Annotated in this window: 28 protein-coding genes and 1 pseudogene; 15 read left to right on the top strand and 14 right to left on the bottom strand. The window is 44.1% G+C overall.

The window, feature by feature from the left end; all coding sequences use genetic code 11:
- The first annotated feature begins 189 nt into the window (after window positions 1–189).
- The 6 genes from CRO04_RS16990 to CRO04_RS16965 are packed head-to-tail and all read left to right on the top strand — an operon-like array spanning window position 190 to window position 4,580.
- Window positions 190–633: a PTS sugar transporter subunit IIA gene (locus CRO04_RS16990; RefSeq protein ID WP_166432597.1), complete on the top strand. Its 444-nt coding sequence runs from the start codon at window positions 190–192 to the stop codon at window positions 631–633.
- A 41-nt stretch (window positions 634–674) separates the two neighbouring features.
- Window positions 675–1,160, top strand: coding sequence for a PTS system mannose/fructose/N-acetylgalactosamine-transporter subunit IIB (locus CRO04_RS16985; protein WP_097005431.1), 486 nt, complete (start codon window positions 675–677; stop codon window positions 1,158–1,160).
- 16 nt (window positions 1,161–1,176) lie between these two features.
- Window positions 1,177–1,968, top strand: coding sequence for a PTS mannose/fructose/sorbose/N-acetylgalactosamine transporter subunit IIC (locus CRO04_RS16980; RefSeq protein WP_097005430.1), 792 nt, complete (start codon window positions 1,177–1,179; stop codon window positions 1,966–1,968).
- The gene (locus tag CRO04_RS16975; protein WP_097005429.1) at window positions 1,968–2,801 is read left to right on the top strand and encodes a PTS system mannose/fructose/sorbose family transporter subunit IID; all 834 of its coding nucleotides are present in this window, start codon (window positions 1,968–1,970) and stop codon (window positions 2,799–2,801) included. Before CRO04_RS16980 ends, CRO04_RS16975 begins: the two co-directional genes overlap by 1 nt.
- Complete coding sequence (locus CRO04_RS16970) at window positions 2,801–3,934, top strand: SIS domain-containing protein (protein ID WP_242974528.1); 1,134 nt, start codon at window positions 2,801–2,803, stop codon at window positions 3,932–3,934. Before CRO04_RS16975 ends, CRO04_RS16970 begins: the two co-directional genes overlap by 1 nt.
- On the top strand, window positions 3,927–4,580 hold the full coding sequence (locus CRO04_RS16965) for an HAD family hydrolase (RefSeq protein WP_097005428.1): 654 nt from the start codon (window positions 3,927–3,929) through the stop codon (window positions 4,578–4,580). The genes CRO04_RS16970 and CRO04_RS16965 overlap by 8 nt, the downstream gene beginning before the upstream one ends.
- Window positions 4,581–4,588: 8 nt before the next feature.
- Here the strand turns inward: CRO04_RS16965 and CRO04_RS16960 are convergent, their stop codons facing one another.
- Both CRO04_RS16960 and CRO04_RS16955 read right to left on the bottom strand, forming a co-directional pair.
- Window positions 4,589–5,623 carry a hydroxyacid dehydrogenase gene (locus CRO04_RS16960; protein ID WP_141400999.1) on the bottom strand — a complete coding sequence of 345 codons (1,035 nt, stop codon included), beginning with the start codon at window positions 5,621–5,623 and terminating at the stop codon, window positions 4,589–4,591.
- Between the two features lie 9 nt (window positions 5,624–5,632).
- On the bottom strand, window positions 5,633–5,917 hold the full coding sequence (locus CRO04_RS16955) for a hypothetical protein (RefSeq protein ID WP_166432596.1): 285 nt from the start codon (window positions 5,915–5,917) through the stop codon (window positions 5,633–5,635).
- Window positions 5,918–5,985: 68 nt separating this feature from the next.
- Between CRO04_RS16955 and CRO04_RS16950 the strand changes: the two are divergent.
- Window positions 5,986–6,372 (top strand): annotated as a pseudogene (locus CRO04_RS16950) (hypothetical protein); the annotation flags it as partial.
- A gap of 323 nt (window positions 6,373–6,695) precedes the next feature.
- Here the strand turns inward: CRO04_RS16950 and CRO04_RS26890 are convergent.
- The 6 genes from CRO04_RS26890 to CRO04_RS16925 form a co-directional block, all read right to left on the bottom strand.
- The gene (locus CRO04_RS26890; RefSeq protein WP_242974527.1) at window positions 6,696–6,797 is read right to left on the bottom strand and encodes a putative holin-like toxin; all 102 of its coding nucleotides are present in this window, start codon (window positions 6,795–6,797) and stop codon (window positions 6,696–6,698) included.
- A 216-nt stretch (window positions 6,798–7,013) separates the two neighbouring features.
- The gene (locus CRO04_RS16945) at window positions 7,014–8,243 is read right to left on the bottom strand and encodes an FAD-dependent oxidoreductase (protein ID WP_097005425.1); all 1,230 of its coding nucleotides are present in this window, start codon (window positions 8,241–8,243) and stop codon (window positions 7,014–7,016) included.
- Window positions 8,243–8,692, bottom strand: a complete 450-nt coding sequence (locus CRO04_RS16940; RefSeq protein ID WP_097005424.1) for a 4Fe-4S dicluster domain-containing protein — start codon at window positions 8,690–8,692, stop codon at window positions 8,243–8,245. Before CRO04_RS16940 ends, CRO04_RS16945 begins: the two co-directional genes overlap by 1 nt.
- 11 nt (window positions 8,693–8,703) lie before the next feature.
- Window positions 8,704–10,587, bottom strand: a complete 1,884-nt coding sequence (gene cooS, locus CRO04_RS16935; RefSeq protein WP_097005423.1) for an anaerobic carbon-monoxide dehydrogenase catalytic subunit — start codon at window positions 10,585–10,587, stop codon at window positions 8,704–8,706.
- Window positions 10,588–10,642: 55 nt separating this feature from the next.
- A complete protein-coding gene (locus CRO04_RS16930) occupies window positions 10,643–11,044 on the bottom strand; it encodes an RrF2 family transcriptional regulator (protein WP_097005422.1) in 402 nt (133 codons plus the stop codon).
- 156 nt (window positions 11,045–11,200) lie between these two features.
- A complete protein-coding gene (locus CRO04_RS16925) occupies window positions 11,201–11,683 on the bottom strand; it encodes an S-ribosylhomocysteine lyase (protein ID WP_097005421.1) in 483 nt (160 codons plus the stop codon).
- Window positions 11,684–11,870: 187 nt separating this feature from the next.
- Here CRO04_RS16925 and CRO04_RS16920 point away from each other — a divergent pair, with 187 nt between their 5' ends.
- The 7 genes from CRO04_RS16920 (at window position 11,871) to CRO04_RS16890 (ending at window position 21,075) form a co-directional block, all read left to right on the top strand.
- The gene (locus tag CRO04_RS16920; protein WP_097005420.1) at window positions 11,871–14,477 is read left to right on the top strand and encodes a cation-translocating P-type ATPase; all 2,607 of its coding nucleotides are present in this window, start codon (window positions 11,871–11,873) and stop codon (window positions 14,475–14,477) included.
- Window positions 14,478–14,659: 182 nt separating this feature from the next.
- Window positions 14,660–16,159, top strand: coding sequence for a glycerol kinase GlpK (gene glpK / locus CRO04_RS16915; protein WP_097005419.1), 1,500 nt, complete (start codon window positions 14,660–14,662; stop codon window positions 16,157–16,159).
- Window positions 16,160–16,339: 180 nt separating this feature from the next.
- Window positions 16,340–17,788, top strand: coding sequence for an NAD(P)/FAD-dependent oxidoreductase (locus tag CRO04_RS16910; RefSeq protein WP_097005418.1), 1,449 nt, complete (start codon window positions 16,340–16,342; stop codon window positions 17,786–17,788).
- 1 nt (window position 17,789) lies between these two features.
- Window positions 17,790–19,055: an NAD(P)/FAD-dependent oxidoreductase gene (locus CRO04_RS16905; protein ID WP_097005417.1), complete on the top strand. Its 1,266-nt coding sequence runs from the start codon at window positions 17,790–17,792 to the stop codon at window positions 19,053–19,055.
- Window position 19,056: 1 nt separating this feature from the next.
- Window positions 19,057–19,422 carry a DUF1667 domain-containing protein gene (locus CRO04_RS16900; RefSeq protein WP_097005416.1) on the top strand — a complete coding sequence of 122 codons (366 nt, stop codon included), beginning with the start codon at window positions 19,057–19,059 and terminating at the stop codon, window positions 19,420–19,422.
- A gap of 180 nt (window positions 19,423–19,602) precedes the next feature.
- Window positions 19,603–20,163, top strand: a complete 561-nt coding sequence (locus CRO04_RS16895; protein WP_097005415.1) for a glycerol-3-phosphate responsive antiterminator — start codon at window positions 19,603–19,605, stop codon at window positions 20,161–20,163.
- Between the two features lie 12 nt (window positions 20,164–20,175).
- Window positions 20,176–21,075 carry a fumarylacetoacetate hydrolase family protein gene (locus CRO04_RS16890; protein ID WP_097005414.1) on the top strand — a complete coding sequence of 300 codons (900 nt, stop codon included), beginning with the start codon at window positions 20,176–20,178 and terminating at the stop codon, window positions 21,073–21,075.
- A 100-nt stretch (window positions 21,076–21,175) separates the two neighbouring features.
- Here CRO04_RS16890 and CRO04_RS16885 read toward each other — a convergent pair whose 3' ends face one another.
- The gene (locus tag CRO04_RS16885; protein ID WP_097005413.1) at window positions 21,176–21,898 is read right to left on the bottom strand and encodes a hypothetical protein; all 723 of its coding nucleotides are present in this window, start codon (window positions 21,896–21,898) and stop codon (window positions 21,176–21,178) included.
- A gap of 119 nt (window positions 21,899–22,017) precedes the next feature.
- Here CRO04_RS16885 and CRO04_RS16880 point away from each other — a divergent pair, with 119 nt between their 5' ends.
- Complete coding sequence (locus CRO04_RS16880) at window positions 22,018–23,052, top strand: glycosyltransferase family 2 protein (RefSeq protein WP_097005412.1); 1,035 nt, start codon at window positions 22,018–22,020, stop codon at window positions 23,050–23,052.
- Between the two features lie 85 nt (window positions 23,053–23,137).
- On the opposite strand, the gene rbr is transcribed toward CRO04_RS16880, so the two are convergent.
- The 5 genes from rbr to CRO04_RS16855 form a co-directional block, all read right to left on the bottom strand.
- Window positions 23,138–23,674, bottom strand: a complete 537-nt coding sequence (gene rbr / locus CRO04_RS16875; RefSeq protein WP_097005411.1) for a rubrerythrin — start codon at window positions 23,672–23,674, stop codon at window positions 23,138–23,140.
- Between the two features lie 28 nt (window positions 23,675–23,702).
- Window positions 23,703–24,245, bottom strand: a complete 543-nt coding sequence (locus CRO04_RS16870) for an NADH peroxidase (RefSeq protein WP_097005410.1) — start codon at window positions 24,243–24,245, stop codon at window positions 23,703–23,705.
- Window positions 24,246–24,361: 116 nt separating this feature from the next.
- Window positions 24,362–24,751 carry a Fur family transcriptional regulator gene (locus tag CRO04_RS16865; RefSeq protein ID WP_097005409.1) on the bottom strand — a complete coding sequence of 130 codons (390 nt, stop codon included), beginning with the start codon at window positions 24,749–24,751 and terminating at the stop codon, window positions 24,362–24,364.
- A 96-nt stretch (window positions 24,752–24,847) separates the two neighbouring features.
- Window positions 24,848–25,786 (bottom strand): LysR family transcriptional regulator, encoded by a 939-nt coding sequence (locus CRO04_RS16860; protein ID WP_097005408.1) that lies wholly within the window; start codon window positions 25,784–25,786, stop codon window positions 24,848–24,850.
- On the bottom strand, window positions 25,783–26,508 hold the full coding sequence (locus tag CRO04_RS16855; protein WP_097005500.1) for a phosphatase: 726 nt from the start codon (window positions 26,506–26,508) through the stop codon (window positions 25,783–25,785). Before CRO04_RS16855 ends, CRO04_RS16860 begins: the two co-directional genes overlap by 4 nt.
- Window positions 26,509–26,564 lie beyond the last annotated feature (56 nt).

Genomic DNA, 26,564 nt, shown 5'->3' with positions numbered 1-26,564 from the left:
CCTCATATTATTATATACCGGAACAAGACGATTGTCTATACAAAATGGACATAAAATTTAGATAATATTACAGATAAAATTAGTTGCAATATTGTTTTTTTTGTGATAATATATGGGAAACAAAAGGAAATGAATATACTTAGTTTAAAAGTATATACATTACGGGGGAAAGAGATAGAAAGGAGGAATATGAAGCGGATTATACTTGTAACACATGGGGACTTTGCCAAGGGCATACTTACATCCGTGAAGCTGGTTATGGGAGAGACGGATTACATTGATTTTGTCTCGATCAGTGCAAAAGAAACAATTCCTGAGATAACCGGCATGATTGAGGCTAAGATGAGGTATGATTCTGAGGAGGCAATTACGATTATCATCAGTGATATTGCAGGAGGAAGTACGACCAGAGCGGCTATGGAGCTGCTCAGTCCAGGAGAAAACATTTATCTGGTCACAGGTCTGAATCTGGGGCTGCTGCTGGAAATTGCCATGCTTCCCATGAGTGGAGAGAAGTCATCGGACAGACAGTTATTAAAAAGCGCAATCGAAAATTCCAGAAACACCATTGCTCTTGTCAATGATCTCCTGGATGAAAGCAGGTGTGAGACGGATGATCTTGAGGAACTGTAAATGGACTTTACGCCGCCTGTTTTGCGGCACTGGAGGGAAGAATGATTAAATTATTACGGGTGGATGACCGTTTGATTCACGGTCAGGTTGCGGTAAGCTGGGCTTCATTTTTGGGAGCAGATACCATATTGGTTGCCAATGATAAGGCAGTCACAGATAAACTCATGCAAATGGCTTTCCAGATGGCAAAGCCGCCCCAGGTTACATTATCCATTAAATCCCTGGAGGGAGCGGTGGCAGTAATCAATAATCCCAAACATAGCGGACGGACAATCTTCGTAGTAACCGCAAGTGTACAGGATGCTCTTTATTTAATAGAACGGTGTGATGCCGTTTCGGATGTTTGTCTGGGCGGAATCAGAAAAGCACCGGACAAGAAGATGGTGGAGAGACAGGTGTACCTGGATAAGGAGGATGTGGAGGCGATTGAGAAGATACATGCTTTGGGAAAGGGGATTTATCTGCAGGCGGTGCCTACAGAAAAGAAACTGCAGTACGATGAGATTTTAAAAGAGTTTCATAAATAAGAAGGAGGAGAATTATATGGTATTTAAAGCGTTGCTGCTGGGGATTCTTGCAGGATTTGCGATTTGGGATGGCCGGGTATTTGGACAGCATATGTTTGACCGGCCAATTGTAACAGGACCGATTGTAGGGCTGCTGCTTGGTGATGTACAAACGGGAATAGTAATGGGTGCAGCTGTTGAACTGGTAATGATGGGTATCGTGGGAATTGGTGCGGCGACACCACCGGATGTAGTATCAGGCGGAATCCTGGCGACTGCCTTTGCCATCATGTCGGGACTTGACATGGATGCAGCTGTCGCCTTATCACTGCCTATTGCCACCTTAGCGCAATCGGTAGGAATATTAGACAGGACCATTAATAACACGTTTCTTCACTGGGCCGATAGTGCGGCAGAGGAAGGGGATTACCGGGGAGTTGCAAAAGCGTTCTGGTCAGGGGCATGGTTGTTTTGGATCAGTTCATTTCTCGTGGTTTTCCTGGGAGTGCTTCTTGGTTCCAGTACTATTGCAGCGTTTGTGGATGCACTTCCGGCTTTCATATTGAGTGGTTTAAAAATTGCAAGCGGTATGCTTCCTGCTTTAGGAATTGCAATTCTCATGCAGCTCATATTTGATAAAACTAATGCAGCCTATCTTTTTGTTGGTTTTATATTAACCGCATTACTGGGAATGAGTACAGTCGGAGTGGCGATTGTGGGTGCGGTTATTGCTTATACAGTCTACCAGGCTGCGACACAGAGAAAAAAAGAGCAGATGGCTTATGCTATGACACAATCAATGTCTGATGATTTAGGAGGTGAACTATAATGAGCCGTATGGATAAAGGGTATACCGAAAATAGCCTTATTACTAAATCTGATATGAGAAAGACCTTCTGGCGCTCTTTTCCTTTACAGGGCTGTTTTAACTACGAACGCATGCAGAATGTGGGATTTTGTTATTCCATGATACCAGTACTGAAGCGCTTATATCCAGAGAAAGAAAAGGCAAGAGAAGCGTTAAAGCGGCATCTGTCCTTCTTCAATACGACACCACAGATGGTCAGTTTTATCACCGGTGCCTGCGTAGCCTTAGAGGAGCAGAATAAAAAATCAGAAGAGGGGTTTGATATTGAGTCAATCACAGCTTTGAAAGCCGCTTTGATGGGTCCCATCGCTGGAATCGGTGATTCATTTTTCTGGGGAACATTCCGTATTATAGCAGCAGGAGTGGGCTGCGGCCTGGCCGCGAAGGGAAGCCTACTCGGAGCCGTTCTGTTTTTGCTCATTTTCAATATTCCTCATTATCTGGTGAGATATTATGGATTAAAACTGGGGTATAAAAGCGGAATTAGTTTTATAGAAACGGCTCAGTCATCAGGTATGATTGAAATTCTTACAAACTGTGCCAAAATCATCGGTCTTTGCGTGGTTGGAGCCATGATCGCCTCTATGGTGGCATTTTCCACACCCCTTGTTCTTAACATTGGTGAGACGAAGGTTGAGTTACAGGGAGTGTTTGATCAGATCCTCCCAAAGGTTTTGCCCCTTGTACTGACATTTGGAATTTACGGATTATTAAAGAAAGGATATAAAACCGTGACAGTCATGTTTGGTATCATCGCAGCCGGCATAATCTGTGCGTTTTTAGGAATATTATAATGAATTTTAAGTCTAAAATGTATGATTATATCTGTGAGACTCCCGTAGTACTTATGGATATAATAAAACGAAGAAAAGAGATAACCAAAGAATTTGTAACATTTTATCAGGATAAGAAAATTGATCAGATATATGTGATCGGTTCAGGAACCAGCTACCACGCCGGGCTTTCAGCCAAAGCTTACCTTGAGGAAATTCTGAATATTAAGGTATTTAACAGTTATCCTACACAATTTGAACGGAATGAAAAGATTTTTAACAAAAATACTCTGGTGATTGGTATATCTCAGGGAGGGCAAAGCCTTTCCACAGTTGCAGGTCTGGATTCAGCTGCAAACAGGGGACTATATACAGCTGCATTGTCAGAAAATCCTTCGGCGCTTATCTTTGAACATGCAGAAACTAAAACAAGGCTTTTTGTTGGAAATGAAAAATGCGGCGCAAAAACAAAGGGATATGCCGGAACTACAGTAACTCTTATGATGATGCTGACAGAGTGGGCAATTGCTAAGGGAATACTGACGGAAGAGGACGCTCAAGGATATTTTGAACGGATGTACCGTGTAATTGCAAATATGGAGATGGTTACTGCAGAGGCCACCAGATGGTATGACCGGATTAAGGAGGAATTTCTACCGGCAAAAAGAATTATTGTGGTAGGGTACGACGGTATGTATGCAGATGTTCTGGAAGGTGCATTAAAGATCCTGGAAACAGTTCGTCAGGGAGTAACCGGCTATGATATAGAAGAATTTTTCCATGGTATTTATAATTCAATTACGGAATCCTCTCATATCTTCTATCTTGTATCCAAAGGTGATTACAAACCACGGGTGGAGAAACTGACGGATATTTTAAGCGAATGGACCCCTCATCACTATATGATTGCATCGCCTGAAGGTCTGCTTAAAACATCTTCGAAGGATTTGATCTGCCAGTTTACAGAAGATCCTCTTTTTTCTCCATGGGAATATATTATTCCGCTGCAAGTGGTTGCCTGTCTTGCTCCACAGGATCTTGGTATAAATCCAGATATACCAAAAGATCCTGAATTTCATAAAAAAATAGGAAGTAAAGAATTAGACGGGATCAGGGATCAATATTCAGACCTAAACGGAGAAAAGAATGATTAAAGCAGTTATTTTTGATATGGACGGATTGATGTTTGATACGGAAAAACTGTATGATATTGCATGGGAGCATGCAGGAAAGCAGTTTGGCTATATCATAAAGCCGGAAGATCTAAACCCGATGCGCGGCGCAAATCAAATGCTTGTTCAACAATTGTTTTATCAGAAATTTGGTCCTGAATTTGATTTTATGAAAATACGAAAATCCAGAATCCAATACATGGAGGAATACATTGGAATTCATGGGTTGCCTCATAAGACGGGGCTTACAGAGCTTTTGAAGTATTTGAAGGAGAGAAGATATCAGATTGCAGTTGCAACCTCTACCCATGAGGAACCGGCTCACAGATATCTTTCTATGGAAGGGATTGCTGATTATTTTGATGTCTGCATCTACGGGGATATGGCAGAAAAAAGCAAACCAGATCCGGAGATATACATAAAAGCAGTAAAACGGCTGGGGAGACAGCCAGAAGAATGTCTGGTTTTAGAGGATTCTCCCAATGGTGTGCTGGCTGGCTTTCAGGCTGGCTGTCCTGTAGTGATGATACCAGATGTCATACAGCCGGGTAATGCCGAAAAGCAGAGAACCGTTAAGATACTGCCCACTTTAAAGGAGGTTATCTGCTGCTTAGAAAGCCAGTCTTAATAGCCTTGTCAGGGGAGTATAGGATGATTGACCGGAAATTCCGGTCTTTCTCCATTTAATACCCTCCAGATATCCATTGCTGCAAAAAGCTCCATACGGTCCAGTGATTCCCGGGTGTTGGCTGCGCAGTGGGGAGAAACAATAATATTTTCATATTGAAGCAGACTGCTGTCTGCGGGAAGGGGCTCCTTTTCAAACACATCAAGAGCAGCCCCTTTTATTTTTTTGTCTTTAACAGCCTGGATTAAATCATCTTCCCGGATCAGTCCGCCTCTTGAGACATTGATTAAAATAGCAAATGGCTTCATCATATCCAGCTGTCTTTTTGCTATCATGTACCTGTTCTTTTCGGAATAGGGGACATGAAGGGATATAACATCAGCATTTTTGTAAACTTCTTCCGGTGAAGACACGGGAGTAACACCCAGGGGGGCATTGCCGGAGGTTAAATGATGATCATAGACGATGACCTTCATATCGAATCCCATGGCGGCTTTTCTTGCTACCAGCTTTCCTATATTTCCAAAACCAATAAGCCCCAGGGTGAGACCGGACAGTTCTGTGTTAAATACATCCTTACGGATTGAAAAGTCGCTTTTTTTCACCGCCTCAGTCATAATCTGATGGTTTTTCGCACAGGCAAGCATGAAAAAAATGGTATGTTCTGCGACTGCATTGGAGTTGGCATCACCGGAATTGGTCACCTGAATGCCCAGCTTCTCTGCATAAGCGGTATCGATATAGTCTACACCTGCACTAAAGCTGGAAATCACTTTCAGGTTTTCACACCGGTCCAGCAGATTTTTGTCGTACCGGAGCTTTCTGCTGGGGCCTGTGAGTATGGCATGACATTGTTCCCATACGGGGTCCTCCAAAGAGGCCGGAGCAGATAATAGAAGCTCGCAGCCTTTTTCCTTTAAATATTCTGTACCTGTATGTGAAATTGTTCTGGGGATCAGCACTTTAAACATATATGATTCCTTTCTGAAAGCAGTTGTAATCTGTCTTATGATGATACTATCACAGACCACAAATGGTTTCAAGCGAATCTGTTAAAGGCCGGTTTCCATGGTTTCATCACACCAGCAGATGGTGGCTTCACAGGATAAAATACCTCTGCGGAGCATGGCGTTTAGAAAACGGGCTCGTTCTTTTGTTATTTCTTCAATTCCCTGATCCAGTTCATGCTGCATTTTCAGGTATTTTTCCCGTTTTTCCACATGGACTTGTTTATAGTTCTCCAACATTTTTATGATATGCTCTTTTGGCTGGTCGCTGGAGAATAATAATTTCAGCATAAATTCAGAGCGCACAGGCTGCAACTGCGTTTCTTCCAACAGCCAGGTCTCTAATTCCAGTTTTCCCTTTGGAGTAATCTGATACATTATGTCAAGGATAGTTTTGAAAAGGCAAAGCTATTGTGCAGGAGATGACCGACTTACTTGTCCTTGATCTGGTAGATAAGGGGCTTGTTACAGATCAGGTTGTCCTAACAATAGGTTATGATATAGAGAACCTGACAGATCCGAAAATCCGCAAGTCCTACAAGGGGGAGGGTGTCACAGACCACTATGGGTGTAAAATCCCAAAACATGCGAATGGTACTGCAAATATTGGCAAACGGACATTCTCGACTATACTAAATATGGATGCAGTGATGAAATTATACTTTAAGATTATGGATACAGGCCTATTAGTCAGGCGCGTTACCATTGCGGCCAACCACATAGTTGAAGACAATACATCAGCATATGAAACACTGGACTTTGAGCAGCTGGATTTATTTACAGATTAAGAGACATTGATAAAGCAGTGACAGGAAGAAGATGCAAAACTTCAAAGAGAGAGACAAATATAACTGGTCATGTTTTCAAATTCCAATTAGGGGAATTCCGTGCACCCCACGATGCAGTGCCATATATGCTGATTGTAAGAGCAGTCCTTTATTCTAAATATTTATGCTTGCATAAGGCAGTAAGGACACTCCCATTTGACAAGTTTATAAAATCGTGTTATTCTGAAGGTACAAATGGTAGCCAACTCCACAGAGTGGCTTCCAAATTCTTGTTTAATTATTTAAAAAATAATCACCAATTGCTTTGGTCGGCTGGGTGATTATTTTTTTGTACCTTTGTCACTGTGTTTCACGTATGTAAGTATTGCAACGATTAATGCTGCAATATTTATGATTACCATAAATTCCTCATAAGTGTTCACAATCACCACCTCCTTTTGGAGATGGAAACCACCCGGCAGATTGACTACCATAATAATAATACCAAATAATAGTAGTTTTTACAAAGCCTTACTGAAGTATTGCGGAATAATTCAGCATTCTAAACAAAAGTTTTAGAAGCATCTAATATATAAAATAAAACAGCAGCAGGACAACCGGTGATTTGTTTCAGCCGGTACCTGCTACTGTTTAGATTATTAAGCATTTATCGTATAAGTATACTGTCCGCGGAAGTCTGTTCCATAAAAGTCTGCGAAAGACAAATGAAACACATCCGTCTTTACTGTTTCAAGAGAGATCTGATTCTTTATTAGATACTGGTAAATACCGGTGTAATCTATAGGACCTTGGATCAGAATACTTTGTAAACGCCCATTACGTAAAATTGCTCTCTTATAACAGCTTGAATCCTCCTGCGACAGGACCAGATCTCCGTCTTTTGCGATTCCGTCACCAATGGAAAGTGTTGTAAGGCCATAAAAGTTCATGGTATTTTTCATGCCATAAGGATCTTCATAAGGTGTGGGAACTCCGCACATATTGCAGGCGGCTGTGTGCCCCTGCTTCATGGCATTGGGCCAGATGGCGGCGATTCCGTTTACATCTCCTGCCGCATAGATATTGCTGCAGGTTGTTTCCATGTATTCATTCACCTTAATAAAGCGGTCAACCGCGATTTCACAATTCTCCGTGCAGTCAGCTGCAGGGCGTACTCCGGCAGCCACAATAATCATATCGCACTCCAGAATCGTTCCGTCATCCAGCATAACAGAAGTGATCAGATCATTTTCCGGCATAGTGGTTAAAACAGCTTTCCGCCCCAGTACGAATTTGCAGCCGTGCTGTTCAAATAAGTTCTGATATGCCTTTCCGGCTTTTTCGTCCAGCTGTTTGGGAAGAATGCGGTCAGCCAGCTCCAGAACCGTCACATCTTTCTTCTGTTCCAGAAATGCGTATGCAGCATCCATGCCAACAAGACCAGAACCTAATATGAGAATTTTTTCTGCAGTACTGGCCAGCTTTCGGATCTGTTTCGCGTCACTTAAATCCCTGAGACCGAATACATTCTTTGCTTCCCTTAAATTGGGGATGGGAGGGATCACGCTGCGTGCGCCTGTGGCAATAAGAAGGCGGTCAAAGGAAAGCTCTGTGCCATCATCCAGAGTAACGGTCTGCTTCTTTGCATCTATACGAACCGCTTCCCTGTTTTTTAACCATGTGATTCCCAGGGTTTCAAAGAAATCTGCCGGTATAAAGGAAAGAGATGACTCATCCCGTTCATGGCTTAAGTATTTGTGAAGCATACACCGGGAATGGACCTGGTCGTCAACCGACACCATGATGATATCCGCTTTGGCATCCAGCTTCCGGATGGTTTTTGCAGCCGAAATTCCTGCAGCTCCTGCGCCGATAATTACATGAGTCATCATTCCACCTCCTTTACATAAATCGCCTTTGTCGGACATGCTTTAACGCAGCTTGGTTCGCTGTTGTGTTCCAGGCAGAAGTCACATTTGATCACTTTGGTTTTTGTGGTTGTATCCGCTTTTAGCACACCGTAAGGGCAGTTCATCACACACATGAAGCAGGAACCGCACTTTACTTCGTCGTAATATACGTGACCGGATTTCTCGTCCTTTGTAAGAGCCCCGCTCATACAGGACATCACACATTCCGGCTGGTCGCAGTGGCGGCAGAAGATGGGAGCATAGTGACCGTTCCCTTTCATGACGATGTGATTTCTGGATTCATTTTCCGGATTGGTTAAATCCAGATCATAAATGCTTCCGCCATCTTTTCTATGTGCCTGCATACAGGCGAGTACACAGTTCTTGCACCCGTCGCATTTGGCTTCATCAATGAATATACGTTTCATATGCCCTCCTCCTATATATTAAGACCGTTCCGCTTCTCCATAATAATTTTTTCCAGTATATCAGCACTTTCCACAGCGTCATTATTGATAATTACCTGACCGCCGGTTAATGATTTCATACCGTCCGTGAGAACTTTAACAGCAACCTTGCTTCCTGTCACAAAGGGAGGAAGTCCTAAATGAAGAGGAAGACCAAGAGCCAGACCGAAGCAGCCATCTGCCAGAGCCTGTTCCTCCAGCCACTGAGCTGCGGAAAGAACCAGAGGAAGTTTGGGAAGATCAACGCCCAGTTCCTGTGCAATTTCCGTAGCAACTATTTCAAGGCGTCCGATGGCAAGGCAGGGACCGAAATTAAGAACCGGCGGAATGCCCAGCTTTTTACAGACTTCTCTTAATTTGGGACCTGCATATTCTGCTGCTTCCGGTGTCATCAGTCCGCAGTTTTCAATGCCGCCTGAAGAACAGCCGGCAGTAAGGACAATGATGTCTTTGGCAATCAGTTCCTTTGTCAGTTCAACAGTAAGAACATCATGGCCTCCGGCTGTTAAGTTGGAACAGCCTACCACTCCTGCGATACCCTTGATATCTCCGGATACAATTAAATCAATCAGCGGCTTCCAGCTTCCGCCGAGGAAGTCTTTTAAGGAACCTTCGCTGACTCCGGTCAGAGTATTGTCATAACCATGGTCCGGAAGAAGATTTAAGGGGACTGTACCGCGGCGTTCCTGATAGGATTTTATTACCTTGTCGATGATCTTTTGGCTCTGTTCCCTGCGGTGGTCAAAATCAAATTTCATCAGTTCTGCATTTGATTTTTTCGCCACATCATCAAGACAGATCTGTTTGATCTTAAGTTCATCACAGATAGGCTCAATACCTGGAAGTGTGCAGTTAAACTCGGAAAGAACCGCATCAATTGCTCCGGTTGCAAGGATTGCTTCACTGGTGTAGTTGTTTCCTGCATGGCCGTCAAACACCTCCTGGTAATGAGCGCCTCGCAGCTGCAGATCCTGCCCTACACAGGTACAGCCAACCAGCTTAAAGCCTTTGGCTCCTGCCGCTTTTGCTTTGGCAATTGCTTCCGGAGTGGTAAGCTGCTCCTGGAGATCGACAAAGATGGTGTGCTGGTGTCCGGTAATCATGATGTTAATATAATCAGGGTCAATCACACGAAGTCCTACGGGAGCCATACGAAGCTCCGGCTGTCCTAAAAGTACATCGTTTAAAAGGTTTGTAAGAGTCAGTCCGTAAATGCCCGTGGAGACTCCCAGTCTTAAGCAGTCAACCAGCATATCCAGGGGGTCGGAGTTTAAGTTGGTGGAACATTTGACCACACCTTTAAATACTTCTGACTTCGCACCTCCCGGCATGATTCCCAGCTCTTTCCAGCGGGCAACTCTAGGCGCGTATGCGACTTTTTCCGTCAGCTCCATTTCCACATATTCCGGTTTATACAGATCAGCAATGACCGCATCAGCGACTTTCTCTGCTTTTTTGTATACATCAGATTCTACGATTCCGAAAATATCTGCCAGATGATCCAGAGATTTTAATCCTTTTAATTCCCCTTTCACTTTAGCTGTATTTTTTAAGTTTAATGCTGTATTTTCAACAATGTGTATGTAACAGCCGCTTCCTGAGGCCACCGCTCTTAAGAAATTCCTTGTAACAATGGTGTCTGCATCCGCTCCGCAGATTCCGCGGGGCGCATCCGGGGTAATACGGCATGGACCGTTGGCACAGAGTCTGCAGCAGACTCCCTGAAGACCAAACCCGCATTTGGTGCTTTGTTTTTCAACCCGGTGGTGAGACGTTTCCATCGGTAAGGCAGAGATAAATGATTCTAAAGGTTTGTCGGCGCTTTGACAGGTATTGCACCCGTAACATTGATTCATTGTTTTTTCCTCCTTTTGATTCTATACCATTTTGGTAAAGATTAAAATAAAAAAATTATCCGTGCAGAAGCTTGGCCAAAGAACACTCTTTTAATTCTTTATTGAGATTCATCTGAATTCTTAAGAACTCTCTGTGAGCCAGGCAGGGCTGCTTGGGCTGGTTCACTAAACAGTCATAGCCGGACTGCATGCATTCAATCAGCAGCATGTTGGAATCTATGACAGTCAGAATATCATATAAAGTTGTGCGTTCCAGATCACAGTTTAAGGCATAGCCTCCCGCGCTTCCACGATAGCTTTTAATTAATCCCGCTTTCTCCAGCTTTCTTGCCATCTTATAAGTAATGGCTGAAGTGAGTGATTCTTTCTCACAGATCGTAGGAACGTTCATGATATCGCCCGATGATAAGGCTCTTATGATCCTTATTGCATAATCGCATTCTCTGGTAATGAGCATATCGCACCTCCACGTTATAAGATTAACATACTGCACCTAAATGGTCAAGTTTTATCAATAAGATTTTGTTGAAGGAAAAACGAAGAAGCCCCCATACTCCTGCGGCTGGTTCAAAGCAGATCTATGGGGGCTGCGGTATGGTGCTGTTATCCACTGTTAGTCTGCCGGATAAATGAGATGCTCGTCATCAATTCCGTAGAGAACGGTGTCTAAGAATTTTCTTGCAAGATATTTTGCCATGCCTGGGTTCATATCCAGATAGTTTCCGCAGTCTCTGGCTGCAGCGCCTGGGATCTCTTCCTCAAAATCACGCATGAATTCATACATCTCCGTGATCAGCGGGACGATATCTCTGGACTTGTAATCTCCTGCTAAAAGAAGGTAGAAACCGGTGCGGCAGCCCATCGGACCAAAGTATAAAACCCTGGAAGCAAATGTTTCGTGATTTCTTAGAAATGTTGCACCTAAATGCTCGATGGTGTGTATCTCTGCCGTATTCATGACTGGCTCGAAATTCGGTCTGGTCATGCGAATGTCAAATGTGGTAATTGTGGTATCATTGACCTTGTCTTTGCGGGAGACATAGATACCTGGAAGCAGCTTTAAATGATTGATGGTAAAGCTTGTTATTTTTTCCATATAAATCAGATCCTTTCTGAAAGGCTGTTAAGCCGGTAGAACAATTGGCTGTATTCAATCAAATTATAATAAAAAAAACGGTTACATGCAATAGTTACTCTCACAAGAAACTGCCGCAGGGAAATTCATTCATGAAACTCACTTCCTGATTCATACCATAGTAGGAGAAACGGGAAGGAGCGTCATAATGGAAGAATGGTTTCGATTATCAGAGGATGAAGTCCTAAAACAGCTTCATGCTGACAGGAGTGGACTAAATTCCGAAGAAGTTTTAAGGCGCAGGCAGATGCATGGACCCAATCTGCTGAAAAAAGCAAAACGGAAGAGTGCCTTTGAAGTATTTCTAGATCAGTTTAAAGATTTATTGGTCATAATCCTGATTATAGCCGCAGTAATTTCCATGATATCAGGTGACGTGGAAAGCACCGGTGTAATCTTTGCAGTATTACTGCTAAATGCAATCCTTGGAACAGTACAGCACCAAAAGGCAGAAAAATCCTTAGACAGTCTGATGTCCTTATCTGCGCCGGTGGCATGGGTGAGACGGGATGGGAGAAATAAGGAAGTTCTGTCAGAAGAGATTGTGCCGGGAGATATTCTTTTGCTGGAGGCAGGAGATATGGTGGCTGCAGACGGCCGCATACTGGAAAATTATTCCCTGATGGTCAACGAAAGCTCCTTAACCGGAGAATCCGTAAATGTAGAAAAGCATACCGGAAGGCTGCGCATGGAAAAGGTTCCTCTGGCCGAACAGTCCAATATGGTTTTTTCCGGTTCCCAGGTCGCAGCAGGCAGGGCAATAGCCGTTGTTACCGGAACGGGTATGAATACGGAAATAGGAAGAATCGCTTCATTAATGAATGATGCCGGAGAGAAAAAGACACCTCTTCAGTTGAGTCTGGATCAGTTTGGCAGCAGACTGGCAGCAGCTATTTTAGCAATCTGTGCCATTGTTTTTGGATTAAGTTTATACAGAAAAATGCCGGTTTTGGATTCTCTTATGTTTGCGGTGGCGCTGGCTGTTGCTGCCATACCTGAGGCGCTCAGCTCCATTGTCACTATTGTACAGGCGATGGGAACCCAGAAAATGGCAGGAGAAAACGCCATCATTAAAGACTTAAAAGCGGTCGAAAGCCTGGGATGCGTATCCGTTATCTGCTCCGATAAGACAGGAACGCTGACGCAGAACCGCATGACGGTTCAGCAGGTTTTTGTAAACAACAGGCTTTATCTTCCTGAGATGCTAAAGCCAGAGATTCCCGTACATAAATATCTATTATACGATGCTGTCTTAAATAATGATTCCAGCCATGTCGATGGGCAGTTAAACGGTGAACCCACAGAAACCGCGCTGATATTAATGGCAGAGCGGGCAGGGGTAGACGATGAAGCGGTCAGATCCTGCCACCCACGATTAGGAGAGGTTCCCTTTGACTCTAAAAGAAAGCTGATGAGTACCCTCCACTATCTGGAAGGTAAGAACGTTTTATTAACAAAGGGTGCGGTTGATATCCTGCTTCCCAGGATAACTCATATCTGGTCGTCGGATGGAGTCCGCCCTTTAAGAGACGGTGACAAGCAGATGCTTATGGAGCAGAACATGATGTTTTCCGCCCAGGGACTTCGTGTTCTTACCTTTGTCTGCAGGGAAATGGATAAGCAGGAAAAGCTATCCGAAAATTCAGAAAACGGGTTTACCTTCCTCGGCATGGTATCCATGATGGATCCTCCCCGCCCGGAATCAAAAAATGCAGTCTCAAATGCCAGAAGAGCGGGAATCTATCCCGTCATGATAACAGGAGATCATAAAATTACGGCAGCAGCCATAGCGGAGCGGATCGGGATACTGGAGGAAGATGACCTGGCAGTCAGCGGTCCTGAGCTTGATGATATGACGGAGGATGAGCTGGGCCACCGTCTGGAATCCATCAGTGTGTATGCCAGGGTTTCTCCGGAACATAAGATCAGAATCGTCCGGGCCTGGCAGAAGAAGGGCCATATAGTAGCTATGACAGGAGATGGCGTCAATGACGCTCCTGCGTTAAAACAGGCGGATATCGGGGTCGCCATGGGACAGATGGGAACGGAGGTTTCCAAGGAGGCCTCTTCCATGATTCTGACGGACGATAATTTTGCCACAATTATCAAGGCAGTTTCCAATGGACGGAATGTTTACCGGAATATCCGCAATGCCATAAAATTCCTTCTTTCAGGAAATATGGCGGGTATTTTATGCGTTCTTTATACCTCCCTTGCAGCTCTGCCCATTCCGTTTGCACCGGTACATCTGCTATTTATCAACCTTCTGACAGATTCCCTTCCAGCCATTGCAATCGGCATGGAACAGGCGGAAGCGGATCTCCTGTCCCAAAAGCCCAGAAATCCAAAAGAGGGAATATTAACAAAAAGATTTATCCTTGTGATTCTGTTTCAGGGGACCCTGATTGCGGTTTGTACCATGGCAGCCTACAGTACTGGACTGCTGACCGGCAGCGAGGCTGCAGCCAGTACCATGGCATTTTCCACATTGACGCTTGCCAGACTTTTTCATGGCTTTAACTGCCGCAGCAGTCATTCCATACTAAAAATTGGTCTTGGCAGCAACTTATGGAGCATCATGGCATTTGAAGCCGGTGCAGTTCTTTTGGGTGCGGTTCTTTTTATTCCGGGGCTTCATAATCTTTTTTATGTTGCGGACTTAACAGGAAGGCAGTTTGTCACCATCTTTATATTTGCTATTCTTCCGACCCTTATTATTCAGGCCATGAAGACAATCCGGGAAAGTCTGCACTAGGTTTTTTGTAGAACTTGACATATTTTCGCTCGTATGGTAGTATAAATTTGTATTATTTATAATAAGCCTAAGAGATTACAGAGCCAGGTGATGAGTGCGGGGAACCGTTCATTATCAAGGCTCTTTCTTTATTGTTTGGTAAAAAATTAACAAAATGAAAAAAGACGGAAGGGGAAGGTATCATGGGAAAATACGTAATTGCTATGGATCAGGGAACCACCAGTTCCCGGTGTATTCTGTTTGATGAGAAAGGGGGCGTCTGCAGCGAGGCACAAAAAGAATTCAGGCAGATTTTTCCAAAACCAGGCTGGGTGGAGCACGATCCTATGGAGATATGGTCGTCACAGCTATCGGTGACCATGGAGGCCATGGGGAAAATTGGGGCGCATTACAGTGACATTGCTGCTATTGGAATCACTAACCAGAGGGAAACAACTGTTGTGTGGGATAAGGAGACAGGAGAGCCGGTCTATAATGCCATTGTATGGCAGTGCAGGAGAACTGCTGACAGGATTGGCCGGTTAAAGGAAGAAGGTCTTGATGGGCTGATCAGGGAACGGACCGGACTGATTCCGGACGCGTACTTTTCCGGAAGTAAGATTGAGTGGATTCTGGATCACGTGGAAGGGGCCAGAGAAAGGGCGGAGCGTGGAGAACTGCTTTTCGGTACTGTAGACAGCTGGCTGATCTGGAATCTGACCAAAGGCTGCATCCATGTGACGGACTATACCAATGCTTCAAGAACCATGTTGTTTGACATTCACAGAAAATGCTGGGATGAGGATATTCTGAACTATTTTCATATACCCAAAGCCATGCTTCCGGATGTGAAGCCTTCAAGCTGTGTTTACGGCTATACCTCCTCTGATGTAATGGGCGGGAAAATCCCCATTGCAGGGGCAGCAGGAGACCAGCAGGCAGCTTTATTCGGACAGTGCTGTTTTGAAGCGGGTGAGGTTAAGAATACATACGGAACCGGGTGCTTTCTTCTGATGAATACAGGAGAAAAAGCGGTAATATCCGAACATGGACTGCTGACTACTATTGCAGCCAGTGATCAGGACCGGATTCAGTATGCTCTGGAAGGCAGTGTCTTTGTTGCAGGTGCGGCTATTCAATGGCTGCGGGATGCCATGCGCATGGTGCGTACAGCTGATCAGACAGAAGAGTATGCCCAGGAAGTGGAAGATACCGGCGGTGTCTATGTGGTGCCGGCATTTGCGGGTCTTGGTGCCCCTTACTGGGATCAGTACGCAAGAGGGACCATTGTGGGTGTGACCAGAGGAACCAGCAAGGAGCAGTTTATCCGGGCTACGCTGGAATCCATGGCTTATCAGGTTCATGATCTGATTGAAGCTATGGAGCAGGATTCCCAGATTCATTTAAAAGAGCTGCGGGTAGACGGCGGAGCCTGTGCCAATAATTTCCTTATGCAGTTTCAGGCAGATGTTTTAGATACCCGGATTGTCAGACCTAAATGCATTGAAACAACTGCGCTGGGAGCTGCGTATCTGGCTGGTCTGGCTGTGGGGTACTGGAAAGACAGGGAAGAGATTAAGAAGAACTGGGAGTCTTCTAAAACCTTTGACAGACAGATGGAAGAGGAATGCCGTAAAAAGCGTATTAAGGGCTGGAAACGGGCAGTCAGATGTGCCCTTTACTGGTCTCAGGATGAGGACTAGGAGATCCACAATTATCTTGACAATCAGATTTAAATTGTGTTAGCATTATGACAAGTGAATAAATAACCTTTGAGACGAAAGAGTAAGGATGATATTACGGAGCTATCCGTTTATTTTCCTTACTCTTTTTTTCTATAATCCTGGCAAAACAGGAATATCACAGATTTGGAGGAATGAATTATGAAGGAATTAAATTACGATGCGGCGATCATCGGCGGCGGAGTGACCGGCTGTGCCATAGCAAGAGAGCTGTCCCGCTATCAGCTGAAAATCTGTGTCATTGAACGGGAGGAAGATGTCTGTTCCGGTACATCAAAATCCAACAGTGCCATAGTTCATGCAGGCTATGACGCAGAGCCCGGCTCATTAAAGGCAAAATTTAATACAGAAGGTAACCGCATGATGGGAGAACTTTCAGAAAAACTGGATTTTTCCTTTGTCAGAAACGGCTCCCTGGTACTTTGCTTTTCGGAAGATGACAGACCTGCTCTTAATGCACTGTACGAAAAAGGCATAGAAAACGGAGTACCCCAGCTGACAATACTGACTGGAGACGAAGTCCGGGCGATGGAGCCAAGTGTATCTGAAACAGTAACAAGTGCTTTATATGCTCCCACAGGGGGGATTGTATGTCCATTCGGATTAACCATCGCTCTGGCAGAGAATGCCTGTGACAATGGAACCGACTTCCTGTTTGAGACAGAGATTGAACAGATTAACAAAACCAGTTCCGGTTACGATTTGATTTCCCGGGATAAAATCATTCATGCTTCCTATGTGGTCAATGCGGCAGGGGTCTACTCTGATGTGATTCACAATATGGTCAGTGAAAATAAACTTCATATTATTCCAAGAAAAGGTGATTACTGTCTTCTTGACAAGGAAGCAGGAACTCTTGTGTCACATACCATCTTTCAGCTTCCCGGTAAAATGGGAAAAGGAATTCTGGTAACACCTACGGTCCATGGCAATCTTTTAACCGGTCCGACAGCAGTCAACGTACAGGACCGGGAGGAGACCTCCACAACTGCGAAGGAGCTGGCCGATATCATGGAAAAGGCTGCCTGGGGCGTTAATAACGTTCCGTTCCGTCAGGTGATTACCTCATTTTCCGGTCTTCGTGCCCATGAGGAGGGAGATGATTTTGTAGTCGGAGAAGTTAAGGACGCAGATGGTTTCTTTGATGCAGCAGGCATGGAATCTCCTGGCCTTTCCAGCGCTCCTGCAGTAGGTGTTTATCTGGCAGAGCTGATAGCAAAAAGATTCAATGTGCAAAAGAAGGAAGATTTTATAGAAACCAGAAAAGGGATTGTTAATCCACAGAAGCTTTCCCTAAAAGAGCGGGCAGAACTTATTAAAAACGATCCCAGATACGGAACGATCATCTGCCGCTGTGAAGGTGTCAGCGAGGGAGAGATTGCAGATGCAATTAACAGGACCCTGGGTGCAGTCTCCATAGATGGAATCAAACGCCGTGTACGTGCAGGAATGGGCCGCTGCCAGTCAGGATTCTGTATTCCGAAGACAATGGAAATACTGGCCAGGGAAACTGGGAGACGGATGGAGGATATCTGTAAAAACAGATCCGGATCCAATTTGCTGACAGGCAAAAGACAAGGAGGAGAGTGACATGACAGAGCATGAAATCGTTATTATCGGCGGAGGTCCGGCAGGTCTGGCTGCAGCTGCAGCTGCCAGAGAAGCGGGCACTCAGGATATACTGATACTGGAACGGGAAGGCCACCTGGGCGGTATATTAAATCAGTGTATTCATAATGGATTTGGTCTTCATACATTTAAGGAAGAACTGACAGGGCCGGAATATGCCTCCCGCTATATTGATATTATTGAAAAAGAGCATATTCCATATAAGCTTAATACCATGGTTCTCTCCATCAGCAGTGACAGGGTCCTGACGGTTATCAGCCGTGAGGAGGGCTTAATTCAGATAAAGGCAGGAGCCGTAATCCTGGCAATGGGATGCAGGGAACGTCCCAGGGGAGCCCTTAACATACCAGGCTATCGTCCCGCCGGGATTTATTCCGCAGGAACTGCCCAGCGTCTTATGAACCTGGAAGGCTATGAAGTGGGAAAAGAAGTAGTGATACTGGGTTCCGGAGACATCGGTCTTATTATGGCAAGACGTATGACCCTGGAGGGAGCCAAAGTGAAAGTGGTAGCCGAACTTATGCCCTATTCCGGAGGCTTAAAGAGAAACATTGTGCAGTGCCTGGATGATTATGGGATTCCGTTAAAATTAAGCCATACGGTGGTAGAGATACATGGAAAGGAACGTGTTACAGGAGTCACACTGGCCAAAGTAGATGAAAAGCGCAGACCGGTTCCGGGAACCGAGGAGTATTATTCCTGTGATACCCTTCTTCTGTCTGTCGGACTGATTCCGGAAAATGAACTTTCCAAAAGCGCAGGGGTGAATCTTGACCAGATAACCGGCGGTCCTGTGGTAAATGACCGGTTAGAAACCAGCGCAGAAGGAATATTTGCCTGCGGAAATGTACTTCATGTTCATGATCTGGTGGATTATGTATCCGAAGAAGCGGCACTGGCAGGAAAAAGTGCAGCAGCCTATGCTGTCTCCCAAAAAGAGGAGTCTCCCTCCTCCAATATAAAGATCCGGGCTGTAAATGGTGTCCGTTATACAGTTCCCCAGTTTGTAAGCCGGGATTCTGATGCAGACCAGTGGAAGATCCGATTCCGTGTTTCAGATGTGTACCGGGACCGGTATATCAGCGTCTATTATGATGGAGAGCGGGTATATCACAAGAAGAAAAAGGTTCTTGCGCCTGGAGAGATGGAACAGGTAGGAATAAAAAAAGAAAGTCTGGAAAAATATCCGGATTTGGCAGAAATCGTAATCTGCACAGAGGAGGATTAATATGGAAGAGCGTGAACTGATCTGTATCTGCTGTCCCCTGGGCTGTCCTTTAACGGTACGTATGGAGAATGGTACGGTAACTGTAACCGGCAATTCCTGTGCCAGAGGTGCAGAGTATGGGGAGAAAGAGGTATTAAGCCCAACCAGGGTTGTAACATCCACAGTAAAGGTAATTGACGGAGAATTTGCCATGGTTCCTGTAAAGACAAAAACAGATATTCCAAAAGGCAAAATCTTTGACTGTATGAAAGAGATTCAAAGTGCCTCCGTTCATGCCCCGGTAGCAATCGGAGATGTAATTATTGAAAACTGCGCAGGCACCGGAGTGCCCATCGTTGCCACAAGAAATGTAAAAAGTTCCCGATGATGCAGGAAACCCGCAGCATTTGCTGCGGGTTATTTTAATACATTTGCTGCCCCAAAAGCCGGAAACAGGGCATTACTTTCAAAATATAATCAATATTAGCGAAAATATTTCTTGACGGTGGTGGGAAGGATTGATAAAGTAGAACAAGATCCATAGATTTTTGGGCGCGGAGGGACTAAAATGAAAGCAATTGAACTGCTGGAGACATCTCCGGTGATTGCGGCAGTAAAGGATGAAGGCGGGTTAAAGCGGTGTTTTGATTCAGAATGCCAGGTCGTGTTTGTTCTTTACGGAAGTATACTAAACATCGGAAACATAGTACGGCAGATAAAAGAGCATGGAAAGTATGCTATGGTACATGCAGATCTAACCCATGGTCTCAATTCAAAAGAAATTGTAGTAGATTTCATCCGGGAAAATACTTGTGCGGATGGGATCATCAGTACGAAGCCGCTGCTTGTAAAGCGCGCGGTGGAATTGGGCTTATTCGGGATTCAGAGAACTTTTATCATTGATTCTCTTGCCATGAGTACCACAAAAAAGCAGATTGACACCTACCATCCGGATATGGTTGAGATTATGCCCGGAGTTATGCCCAAAGCACTGGAGGAGATCCGCAGATATACCAATATTCCCATTATCGCAGGCGGGCTGATATCGGACAAGAAAGATATTATGGCTGCTTTTCATGCCGGAGCGGATGCGATTTCTACCACCAGGGAAGAGTTATGGTTCATGTAAAAGGAGGATTTTATGAAGTTAGTTACTTACGAGGTTGACCGTAGAAGAGATATCGGGGTCGTGAGCAGGGATGAGATGTGGGTATTCCCTCTTAAGGCTTTTGGTATGGAATACACAGAGATGCTGGAAGTTGTAAAGGGACTGAGCCGGTCAGAACGGGACCTGCTTGAACACGCATCCGGACTGGATCCCGACAGCAGCAACATCGTAGGAGCCGCTATGATGAAGGAAGTTACCCTCCTGGCCCCGATTCTGACACCAGATCAGGATATTATCTGTCTGGGTCTTAATTACATGGAACATGCCGAGGAGTCAGCGCGTTATAAAAAAGAGACGTTTGACGGAGAGAGAAACTACGCTGTCTATTTCTCAAAGAGAGTGAATGAAGCAGTTGCCCCATATGGTGAAATAGTAAGCCACAGTGATATTGTGGACAGCCTGGATTATGAAGCCGAGTTAGCCGTTATAATCGGAAAAGATGCAAAAGATGTGCCAGCAGAGAACGCAGCAGATTATATATTTGGTTATACCATAATTAACGATGTGAGCGCACGTAACATACAGACAGCCCATAAGCAGTGGTATTTCGGGAAGAGTCTGGATGGATTCACTCCCATGGGGCCCTGCATTCTCACATCCAATTCCATTTCCTATCCGCCTGAGCTTTCCATTCAGTCTAAGGTAAACGGAGAACTGAGGCAGGACAGCAATACCCGTCATATGATATTCCCAATTGACCACATAATCAGTGAGCTGTCAAAAGGCATGACGCTGAAGGCCGGAACCATTATATCCACCGGAACTCCGAAAGGGGTGGGAATGGGCTTTGATCCGCCCAGATTTCTGACTGCAGGTGATGAGGTGGAATGTATTATAGAGGAAATTGGTTCTATTAAAAACCGTGTTATTTAAATAACAGACCTCACCCCTCACTCATGAGGGGTGGTGGTTCTGGGTAATAAATCTCAATCCAAACAATTCATTATGCGCTATTTCTTCTACACTGATGATATCAGAAATATCCAGCAGGCCTTTTTTCAAATCCATAGTCACCAAACTCGAAGCCTAAATATGTTGTAAAATTCTTATCCGGATATTTATTATTTAACATGTGCTGGTCAACAAAATTAAAATTATAAGTTCGTAATCGTTTTTGTCTAATCTTAACGGTGCTTTTCCATTTAAATGGTCTGATCTGTCCAAGAGTTTTATGACAGTATTCTTTTAAAAAATTATCTAATGTCCATCTGATCGCAGCATCTCCGTGTTTCTCTCCCAGACCTAAAATAAGCTGTATCTTTATATTTTTGGCAGAAGGGTACATACTGACAAATTTTTCTGCAAGAAGGTTGGTCAGACCCGGAGCTAATCCAATGCCCAGGAGTATTCTGCTTGTTCCACTAAGCTGCAGTTGCTGAATTTTTTCTATATATTCAGAGTTTGCCGTTACATCCATATAATCAATTGCATGTTTATCACAGAATTCAAGAAGTAAGGTGTTTTTCTGGTCAACGCACACAACGACAAAACAAATACCCTGCATTTTTGTAAAGTCAATATTATTGATATCCATTTTAAGAGCTTCTGCCTGTATTTTTTCCTTGTCTAAAAATCCTTTTATTTTTCCTTCATCCCGTCCAGCCAGAATTAAGTTATAGTACCTTAGCTCTCTTGCAATGTATTGCCCAACTTTTCCATGTCCCCCTATGATCATAATCCCGTCTTTCCTGTTCAAGCCGGCTCTCCTTGTCCACAATATTCGGTTAAGACAGTGGAGAATTGAAACCTGCTGTACAAAAGAAATAAAAGTGATAAAATAGAAGGAAGAAATGAGAGGGAAGAGGTACAAAAGAGATGATTACTGTCAGTGCATGTCTGATTGTAAAAAATGAAGAAAATGTATTGGCCCGCTGTCTTTTAAGCCTGAAGGATCTGGTTGATGAGATCGTTCTTGTAGATACCGGATCAACAGACAAAACAAGGGAGATCGGAGAACAGTTCGGATGCAGGATCTTTGATTTTGCCTGGGTGGATGATTTTGCAGCTGCAAGGAATTTTTCCTTTGGAAAAGCGGAGATGGATTATATCTATGTGGCAGATGCCGACGAGGTAATTGATGAAGAAAACAGGAAACGGTTTCTTCATTTAAAGCAGTGTATCCTGCCTGAAATAGAAATTGTACAGATGAAATACACCAATCAGCTTCAGTTTAATACAACTTATAACTTTGATACTGAGTTACGTCCCAAGTTATTCAAAAGAAACAGAAGGTTTGAGTGGCAGGATCCCGTTCATGAGACCGTCCGCTTAGAACCCGTGATATTTGACAGCGAGATAGAGATTATACATATGCCGGAAGGAAATCATTCAAAACGGGACTTTGGAATTTTTCAAAAGCTGATAAAAAAAGATATTCCTCTGTCTAAGAAGCTTCGTACCATGTATGCCAGAGAACTGTTTGTTTCCGGTGAAGATCAGGACTTTCTGGATGCAGAAGGGTATTTTGCCGGTCTGCTGTCAGAAGAAAGGGAAGAGGAAGAATTGAAAATCATTCAGTGCGTTCTGACCAGAAGCGCAAGGATCAGGCAGGATGCTGATCAGATCTTAAAGAATGCACTGAAGAATGTGGCCTGTAAAATGGCAAGTGCGGAAGTCTGCTATGACGTAGGAGAGTATTTTTTAGAAAAAGGAGATTTGCAGGAAGCTGTGATCTGGTTTTATAATGCAGCATACGAGACGGATAGTGAACTAAATATCCGGTATTCCGGAGAGTTCCCTCTGCTTAAGCTGGCCAGCTGTTATAGGCAGGCAGGTGATGTGAAACAGTCAAAGTACTATGAGGAGCTTGCCCAAAAAGCAGCACAAGTACAGGTTTCAGGGGATGAATAACGAAAAAAGATGCAGCAGTCAGAAGAATCGGGTTCTTCTGACTGCTGCATCTTTTGTGCCGTATCGGAGAGTTTACGGCAGTGCTTTAGTAATTTTCAGCTTTTCTTTCAAAATAGGCTTTCGGATGAGCGCATACCGGACAGATCTCAGGAGCATCAGCACCTTCATGAATATAACCGCAGTTGCGGCACTTCCAGCCAAGAGGAGCATCCCCTTTAAAGGTCTTATCATTCTTTAAACTGTCTAACAGTTTAAGATATCTCTTTTCATGAGCTGCTTCCACTTTACCCACAAATTCAAACTTCAGTGCAAGCTCAGTGAACCCTTCTGCCCTGGCTTCTTGTGCCATTCTTTTATACATATCCGTCCACTCATAGTTTTCACCTTCTGCAGCATCCACAAGGTTTTCTTCCGGAGTGCCAATTCCGTGCAGTTCTTTAAACCACATCTTGGCATGTTCCTTTTCCTGGTCCGCAGTTTCCAGATATAATGCAGCCATCTGCTCATATCCGGCCTTTTTTGCAGCCGATGCATAATAAGTATACTTATTCCTTGCCATGGATTCCCCGGCAAACGCATCCTTTAAATTCTGTTCTGTTTTTGTACCTGCATATTTAGACATCGTATAACCCTCCTGTCAGAAAATGGATTTAGCCGAAGTATCTTTCCAGTAAGCCTTTAAATGCTTTTCCGTGACGGGCTTCATCCTTAGCCATCTCATGTACGGTATCATGAATTGCATCTAAGTTTAATGCTTTGGCACGTTTTGCAAGATCAAATTTACCTGCAGTTGCTCCGTTCTCAGCAGCTACCCGTAATTCCAGGTTTTTCTTTGTGCTGGAAGTAACACATTCACCTAATAATTCAGCAAATTTAGAAGCATGCTCAGCCTCTTCAAAAGCAGCCTTTTCATAGTATAAGCCGATTTCCGGATAGCCTTCTCTATGAGCAGCTCTGGACATGGCAAGATACATACCAACCTCTGTACATTCACCTTCAAAGTTCGCTCTTAAATCCTTCATAATATCTTCCGGAGAACCCTGAGCTACACCAATTTCATGCTCGCAGGCCCAGGACATATCTTCGTCCTGTAATTTAAATTTCTCGGAACCAGCTTTACATACTGGACAGAATTCCGGAGCTGTGTCTCCTTCGTGAACATAACCGCATACTGTACAAACCCATTTCTTCATGATCTCATGTCTCCTTTTATTATAATTTTTTGATTTATTAAATTGTGGTAATCAAAAATAGTAATGATTACTGATATTAATTTACCACAAGTTTTATCCCCTGTCAAGAGAAATTCTCAATTATTTTCCAGACAATCGTTACAAGTGCCGTAAAAATAAATCTTATGGCTGTCGACCTTGCCGTTTGCATGTTTTTGAGCCAGATCATTGATACTGTCCATAGATTCCATAGGCAGATCATATACCTGACCGCAGTTCCTGCATACAAAATGATAATGGGGTGATGTGTCCGCATCAAAGTGGTCGGCGCCATCTCCGCAAGTCAGCTTTTGAATCTCTCCCAATTCCACCAGCAGGTTTAAATTCCGGTAAACGGTACCAAGGCTGATATTGGGAAACTCTTCGCGAATTGATGTGTATAAGGCGTCTGCAGTGGGGTGATCATGCCGCGCCATTAAGCTGGTCTTAATAGATTCCCGTTGACGGCTGTACTTTAATGTTTTCATGGCCGCTCCTTTTCTACAAAAATAATAATTATATTAGTAATTGTTACTATATAATAATATATGATTCAGCTTCGTTTGTCAATCTGCAGTTATAATCTATATGTGTTCCTTAGCTATCCTTATAAATTCTTCTGTAGCCTGGGATAAGTATCTTCCCTTATGGCAGCCGAATGCAAGTATTCCATGGCTCCTCATGTAATTCAATGAAAAATAGTTTAAACCTGCTTTTTTCATAACTGTGACGGCACCGTCCTGGCTGCCTGACATAAACATCTTGGGATAAAAGGTGATCCCCATACCCTTTGAGGCAAGGGCGAGAACTGTTTCAATATTTTCTGTTTCCAGAAGAATGGCAGGAGTAAGCTGTGCCTCTTCGAATATCTCGTCTGCAATGGTGCGCACCCGGTTTCCTTTATTAATAAGGAGATAGGGACAATCCTTTAAAATAGTAACATCCGCGTTGGTTTCCAGTTCCTTCTTAATCTCTTCCTGTCTGCCAGGAAAGTACCGGTCTAAAATCTGGTCAGGAACAACAAGAAGAATCTCTTCTTCACAGATGGGGACCGTTTCCACATTCTCCGCTTTAAATGGGAGGAGGTCAATCATTAAATCAATGTCACCGTGAATCAGTGCATTGCTCAGTTCAGAGGAATTTCCTTCTACCAGATGAAGCTCAATATTGGGAAACTTCTCCTGAAATGCAGGAAGGATGACAGGAAGGAGAAAACGTCCTCTGGTATGGGACACTCCAATGGAAAGCTGTCCAATGGTAAAATCTTTTATATCTGCTAACTGGCGGTATGTCTCATCCTTTAAATCCAGCAGCTCCTTTGCCCTGATTTTTAAGGCACGGCCTGCATAGGTCAGGGTTAAAGGCATGGTCCGGTTAAAAAGCTGAACATCAAATTCTTTTTCCATATTGGAAATATGGTTGCTTAAGGACTGCTGGGAGATATAGAGCCTCTTTGCAGCTCTTGTAATATTTAATTCTTCTGCAACAGCCAGGAAATATTCCAGGTTCAGGAAGTTAATCATATATAAGCCTCCAGCTTAGGGATATAGGGTAAAAGCCGTTCAAGGGAGCTGTTTACAATCAGGTCCCGGGGAAAGGAAATCTCATCAAGAAGCTCCAGTGCACGGACATGATTACCAACATCAGCTTCAATATGGGCATCGCTGTTTATGATAACAGATGCTCCGTAATGGCGGCATAAATCCAGCATAACCTGATAGTTTTCCCTTGCATTCATTCGGGCGCTTAAGGGGTGGAGAGAACTGGAGTTGACCTCTAAAAGAGTGTGGTTTTGGGCCGCCGCAGAAACCAGGGTGTCATAATCCACAGGAAAGCGGCTGTCATCCGGGTGACCGATGATTTTTACATGAGGATTTTCAATGGCGCCAATATAGGCGCTTGTATTCTGTGACATGGTTCCGTTTTCGTAGCAGGGGTCGTGAATGCTTGCAATGGTATAATCCAGTTTTCCAAGAAGCCCGTCACTTAAATCTACCCGGCCGGAATAATCCAGTATATTCAGCTCCGCTCCCATGATAATATGAACTCCGTAGAGCGTGCGTGGGATCACTTTAAAGTTAATAAAATAAAATTCGTTGCATGTTCCTGGCATTTTTGGTGCATGGTCTGTGGAACCCATCAGAGAAAGTCCTTTCTCAGAGGCAGATCTTGCCATTTCATACAGGGTGCTGTATGCGTGTCCACTTGCCACAGTGTGAGTATGCAGGTCCATTATGTCCTTCATCATGTTTGTCCTTTCTATTGTAAACCGGCTCTTAAGATACCGGCAGGTATATATAT

This window comes from Lacrimispora amygdalina (assembly GCF_900205965.1).
GTDB lineage: Bacteria > Bacillota > Clostridia > Lachnospirales > Lachnospiraceae > Lacrimispora > Lacrimispora amygdalina_A.
The sequence above is the reverse complement of the archived record's forward strand: the minus strand, read 5'-3'. Positions and strand labels throughout refer to the sequence as shown.

What these genes read in the sequence shown, in the direction of transcription:
- CRO04_RS16990 (WP_166432597.1), top strand. Translation starts at nt 190, where the DNA reads ATGAAGCGGATTATACTTGTAACACATGGGGACTTTGCCAAGGGCATA.
- CRO04_RS16985 (WP_097005431.1), top strand. Translation starts at nt 675, where the DNA reads ATGATTAAATTATTACGGGTGGATGACCGTTTGATTCACGGTCAGGTT.
- CRO04_RS16980 (WP_097005430.1), top strand. Translation starts at nt 1,177, where the DNA reads ATGGTATTTAAAGCGTTGCTGCTGGGGATTCTTGCAGGATTTGCGATT.
- CRO04_RS16975 (WP_097005429.1), top strand. Translation starts at nt 1,968, where the DNA reads ATGAGCCGTATGGATAAAGGGTATACCGAAAATAGCCTTATTACTAAA.
- CRO04_RS16970 (WP_242974528.1), top strand. Translation starts at nt 2,801, where the DNA reads ATGAATTTTAAGTCTAAAATGTATGATTATATCTGTGAGACTCCCGTA.
- CRO04_RS16965 (WP_097005428.1), top strand. Translation starts at nt 3,927, where the DNA reads ATGATTAAAGCAGTTATTTTTGATATGGACGGATTGATGTTTGATACG.
- CRO04_RS16945 (WP_097005425.1), bottom strand. Translation starts at nt 8,243, where the DNA reads ATGACTCATGTAATTATCGGCGCAGGAGCTGCAGGAATTTCGGCTGCA.
- CRO04_RS16940 (WP_097005424.1), bottom strand. Translation starts at nt 8,692, where the DNA reads ATGAAACGTATATTCATTGATGAAGCCAAATGCGACGGGTGCAAGAAC.
- cooS (WP_097005423.1), bottom strand. Translation starts at nt 10,587, where the DNA reads ATGAATCAATGTTACGGGTGCAATACCTGTCAAAGCGCCGACAAACCT.
- CRO04_RS16930 (WP_097005422.1), bottom strand. Translation starts at nt 11,044, where the DNA reads ATGCTCATTACCAGAGAATGCGATTATGCAATAAGGATCATAAGAGCC.
- CRO04_RS16925 (WP_097005421.1), bottom strand. Translation starts at nt 11,683, where the DNA reads ATGGAAAAAATAACAAGCTTTACCATCAATCATTTAAAGCTGCTTCCA.
- CRO04_RS16920 (WP_097005420.1), top strand. Translation starts at nt 11,871, where the DNA reads ATGGAAGAATGGTTTCGATTATCAGAGGATGAAGTCCTAAAACAGCTT.
- glpK (WP_097005419.1), top strand. Translation starts at nt 14,660, where the DNA reads ATGGGAAAATACGTAATTGCTATGGATCAGGGAACCACCAGTTCCCGG.
- CRO04_RS16910 (WP_097005418.1), top strand. Translation starts at nt 16,340, where the DNA reads ATGAAGGAATTAAATTACGATGCGGCGATCATCGGCGGCGGAGTGACC.
- CRO04_RS16905 (WP_097005417.1), top strand. Translation starts at nt 17,790, where the DNA reads ATGACAGAGCATGAAATCGTTATTATCGGCGGAGGTCCGGCAGGTCTG.
- CRO04_RS16900 (WP_097005416.1), top strand. Translation starts at nt 19,057, where the DNA reads ATGGAAGAGCGTGAACTGATCTGTATCTGCTGTCCCCTGGGCTGTCCT.
- CRO04_RS16895 (WP_097005415.1), top strand. Translation starts at nt 19,603, where the DNA reads ATGAAAGCAATTGAACTGCTGGAGACATCTCCGGTGATTGCGGCAGTA.
- CRO04_RS16890 (WP_097005414.1), top strand. Translation starts at nt 20,176, where the DNA reads ATGAAGTTAGTTACTTACGAGGTTGACCGTAGAAGAGATATCGGGGTC.
- CRO04_RS16880 (WP_097005412.1), top strand. Translation starts at nt 22,018, where the DNA reads ATGATTACTGTCAGTGCATGTCTGATTGTAAAAAATGAAGAAAATGTA.
- rbr (WP_097005411.1), bottom strand. Translation starts at nt 23,674, where the DNA reads ATGTCTAAATATGCAGGTACAAAAACAGAACAGAATTTAAAGGATGCG.
- CRO04_RS16870 (WP_097005410.1), bottom strand. Translation starts at nt 24,245, where the DNA reads ATGAAGAAATGGGTTTGTACAGTATGCGGTTATGTTCACGAAGGAGAC.
- CRO04_RS16865 (WP_097005409.1), bottom strand. Translation starts at nt 24,751, where the DNA reads ATGAAAACATTAAAGTACAGCCGTCAACGGGAATCTATTAAGACCAGC.
- CRO04_RS16860 (WP_097005408.1), bottom strand. Translation starts at nt 25,786, where the DNA reads ATGATTAACTTCCTGAACCTGGAATATTTCCTGGCTGTTGCAGAAGAA.
- CRO04_RS16855 (WP_097005500.1), bottom strand. Translation starts at nt 26,508, where the DNA reads ATGAAGGACATAATGGACCTGCATACTCACACTGTGGCAAGTGGACAC.